The sequence below is a fragment of the Pseudomonas emilianonis genome (assembly GCF_023072625.1).
Classification (GTDB): Bacteria; Pseudomonadota; Gammaproteobacteria; order Pseudomonadales; family Pseudomonadaceae; genus Aquipseudomonas; species Aquipseudomonas paraveronii.
Genome location: NZ_JAKNRV010000478.1, coordinates 1 through 3,347, shown reverse-complemented (window position 1 = coordinate 3,347; position 3,347 = coordinate 1). Strand labels below are relative to the sequence as shown.

The window sequence follows — 3,347 nt, the reverse complement described above, 5'->3', positions numbered from 1 at the left end:
GAGTCGTCCGCCAGCGCCGGCAGGCCGGAGAGGCGTGCGGCGTTGCGCGCTTTGAGGATAGCGTTTTCGACGAACGACAGGCCCGTCTCTTCTGGCTCGACCTGGCTGAACTCGCCGATCGAACGCAGTTGCACGGACTCGCCGAGCATGGCCTGGAGTTCTTTGAGTTTGCCGGCGTTATGGCTGGCCAGCACGAGTTGAGTCAAGTTCATCATTCTGCCGGAAACAGTTCCTGGTTGAATTGGAAACCATGGGCCTTGCCGCCGGTTTCAACGTTGATGGTGAAAACTCGTACTTCCTGTTGCGGTACGTTGTAGGGCGCGAGGTAATAGATCGCACCTTTCTCGGTAATCTGCTTGAACGTCAGAATTTCGCTCCTGCCGCTCAGGTCCTTGATCGTGCCGGTCACTTGCGCGGCCACGGGCGTCACGCCCTTGACCACGGCCACGTTGATCAACCCCTTGTTCTTACTGCGTACCACGCCAACCGCCTGGGCCGTTTCGGGTTGCAGGAAGCTGGAAGTGAAGGTGTTGTAGTGCACGGTGATATCGCCAAATTCTTTCTGGCGCTTACTGTCGATAGCATCGGCGGCCATGGCGCTGACGCCCAGGCATGCGGTGAGTAGAAAAACAGCCAGACGACTCATGAGCGTCCCTCTTGAAAATGATTAGACGGCAATCTTGTGATCTGTCAGGCCAGGGCTGCTGACCCGGTAAATCCCGATTTCGCCCAACAGGTTGGGCCATAGTTTACTTGCCCAGCCGTGGCGGTGCTGTTGATCGACGGCAAGGCGGTTGATCACCTTGGCTTCCCGCTCGCTACACAGGGCTTCGAAGTCTTCGAAGGTGCAAAAGTGGATGTTCGGTGTGTTGTACCACGTGTACGGCAGGAAATCCGACACCGGCATCCGGCCCTTGGTGGCCAGGTACCAGCGGCAGCGCCAGTGACCGAAGTTGGGGAAGGTGATGATGCACTGGCGGCCGACGCGCAGCATTTCGTCGAGGATGCGGTCCGGGTAATGCACCGCTTGCAAGGCCTGGGTCATCACCACGACGTCGAAGCTGTTGCTGGCAAAGTTGCCCAGGCCCTTGTCCAGGTCCTGCTCGATCACGTTGATGCCCTTGGCCACGCACTGGGCGATGTTGTCCGGGTCGTTTTCCAGGCCGTAGCCGGTGACTTGCTTGTGGTCGCGCAGCCAGCTCAGCAGTTCGCCATCGCCGCAGCCAAGGTCGAGCACGCGGCTGCCGGCGGGTATCCAGTCTTGGATGATTTCCAGGTCGGCTCTCATGGCGTTCTCACAAAATTATGCGGTTCATGTAGTTGCTGAACGCCTGCAGATAACGAGGGATCGGGATCAGGAAGGCGTCGTGGCCTTGCGGAGCATCGATTTCCAGGTAGCAGACGTCTTTCTTCGCCGCCATCAAGGCATCCACCAGTTCCCGCGAGCGGGCTGGCGAGAAGCGCCAGTCGGTGGTGAACGACATCACGCAGAACTTGGCCGACGCGCCCTCGAAGGTTTTCGCCAGGTCGTCGTCGAAGTTGGCCGCCGGGTCGAAGTAGTCCAGGGCCTTGGTCATCAGCAGGTAGGTGTTGGCGTCAAACCGCCCGGAGAACTCTTCGCCCTGATACCGCAGGTAGCTTTCCACCTGGAACTCCACGCTGTGGAAGTCGTAGTTGAGCTTCTCGCTCTTGAGGCCACGGCCGAATTTCTCGCCCATGGAGTCGTCGGACAGGTAGGTGATATGCCCGACCATCCGCGCCAGCATCAAGCCGCGCTTGGGGATCACGCCGGCTTCCTGGAACGAACCGCCGTGAAAGTCCGGGTCGGTCAGGATCGCCTGGCGCGCCACTTCGTTGAAGGCGATGTTCTGCGCCGACAACTTGGGGGCCGAGGCGATGGCCAGGCAATGGCGCACGCGATCGGGGTAAGTGATGGTCCACTGCAGGGCTTGCATGCCGCCGAGGCTGCCGCCGATCACGGCGGCCCATTGCCGGATGCCCAGCAGGTCGGCCAGACGCGCCTGGCTGTGTACCCAGTCTTCCACGGTCAGTACCGGGAAGTCGGCGCCGAAGGGCTTGCCGGTTTCCGGGTTGAGGCTGCTGGGGCCGGTCGAGCCGTTGCAGCCGCCGAGGTTGTTCAGGCTGACCACAAAGAATTTGTTGGTATCGATGGGTTTGCCGGGGCCGATGCAGCTGTCCCACCAGCCGGGCTTGCGCTCGTCGACGCTGTGGAAGCCGGCGGCATGATGATGGCCGGACAAGGCGTGGCAGATCAGCACGGCGTTGCTCGCGGTGGCGTTCAACTGGCCGTAGGTTTCATAGATCAGGTCGTAGGCTGGCAGCGAACGGCCGCAGGCCAGGGCCAGCGGTTCGCTGAAGTGCGCCACTTGGGGCACGACCAGTCCAACAGAATCGGGGGGAAAGGCAGTTGGCATCGACCCTGCTCTCGTTTAAATGAGGCGTAAGTCTAAAGACCGCTGCCCCTAGCGGCAAGCAAAGGCCGGAGGTTATCCGGCCCTGATACACAAGCGGCGCTGAATCAGATCAGCCCGAACAGCTCTTTGGGCATGAACGCGTAGAACGCAAGGCGCGGGATCACCCAGCTTTGCAGGAGCTGGATCGCGATAAACGCGAAGATCGGCGAGATATCCAGGCCGCCCAGGTTGGGGATCAAGCGGCGGAACGGCGCCAGCACGGGTTCGGTGATCTGGGCGACCAGTTCGGCCCCGGGGCTGCGGCTGCCGGGTGCGACCCACGAGAGGATCACGCTGATGATCATCGACCAGAAGATGATCTTTAAAAACAGCGAGAAAACCCCGATCAGCGCCCATGGCAACAGCAGGAGGGTCAAGGCCTGGTAGCCACTGAGCGTCAGGATCACCGCGAACAGCAGGATCTGCAGCAGCAGCGCCAGTACCAGCGAGGACATGTCCAGCCCAAACAGGCTAGGGATCACCCGGCGCAGGGGCTTGAGCAACGGCTGGGTGGCCTTCACCACGAACTGGCACAGCGGGTTGTAGAAGTTCGCCCGCACCAATTGCAGGATAAAGCGCATCAGCACGATCAGCAGGTACAGGCTGCCTAGGGTCTGGATGATGAAAATGGCAGCGTCATTGATTCCGAGCATGTTCGATTCCTATCTAGTCCTGTTGCAGGTTGGGGACGACTATTTGCCCAGTTGCTCGGCCATCTCGGCCGAACGATGTGCCGCGGCACCCAGTGCTTTTTCCACCAGGGCTTCGAAGCCCCCGGCCTGGAACGATTCGATGGCGGCTTGCGTGGTGCCGCCCGGGGAGGTCACACGGCGGCGCAGCTCGGCGGCATCCACGTCGCTGGATACGGCCATC

General features: G+C 61.0%; 6 protein-coding genes. All 6 read right to left on the bottom strand.

Going from position 1 to position 3,347, the window contains the following annotated elements:
• A partial coding sequence (locus tag L9Z73_RS27905; protein ID WP_282598782.1) for a non-canonical purine NTP pyrophosphatase occupies positions 1-215 on the bottom strand: 215 nt, incomplete at its 3' end.
• A complete protein-coding gene (locus tag L9Z73_RS27900) occupies positions 212-646 on the bottom strand; it encodes a DUF4426 domain-containing protein (protein ID WP_247407943.1) in 435 nt (144 codons plus the stop codon). The genes L9Z73_RS27900 and L9Z73_RS27905, both read right to left, overlap by 4 nt.
• 21 nt (positions 647-667) lie before the next feature.
• Entirely contained in the window at positions 668-1,288 is a 621-nt protein-coding gene (metW, locus tag L9Z73_RS27895; RefSeq protein ID WP_247407941.1) for a methionine biosynthesis protein MetW, read from the bottom strand.
• A 7-nt stretch (positions 1,289-1,295) separates the two neighbouring features.
• Positions 1,296-2,435, bottom strand: coding sequence for a homoserine O-succinyltransferase MetX (gene metX, locus L9Z73_RS27890; protein WP_247407940.1), 1,140 nt, complete (start codon positions 2,433-2,435; stop codon positions 1,296-1,298).
• A gap of 104 nt (positions 2,436-2,539) precedes the next feature.
• Positions 2,540-3,127 carry a YggT family protein gene (locus tag L9Z73_RS27885; RefSeq protein ID WP_247407939.1) on the bottom strand — a complete coding sequence of 196 codons (588 nt, stop codon included), beginning with the start codon at positions 3,125-3,127 and terminating at the stop codon, positions 2,540-2,542.
• A 39-nt stretch (positions 3,128-3,166) separates the two neighbouring features.
• The coding region (locus tag L9Z73_RS27880) for a pyrroline-5-carboxylate reductase family protein (RefSeq protein ID WP_282598781.1) at positions 3,167-3,347 on the bottom strand (181 nt) is incomplete at its 5' end.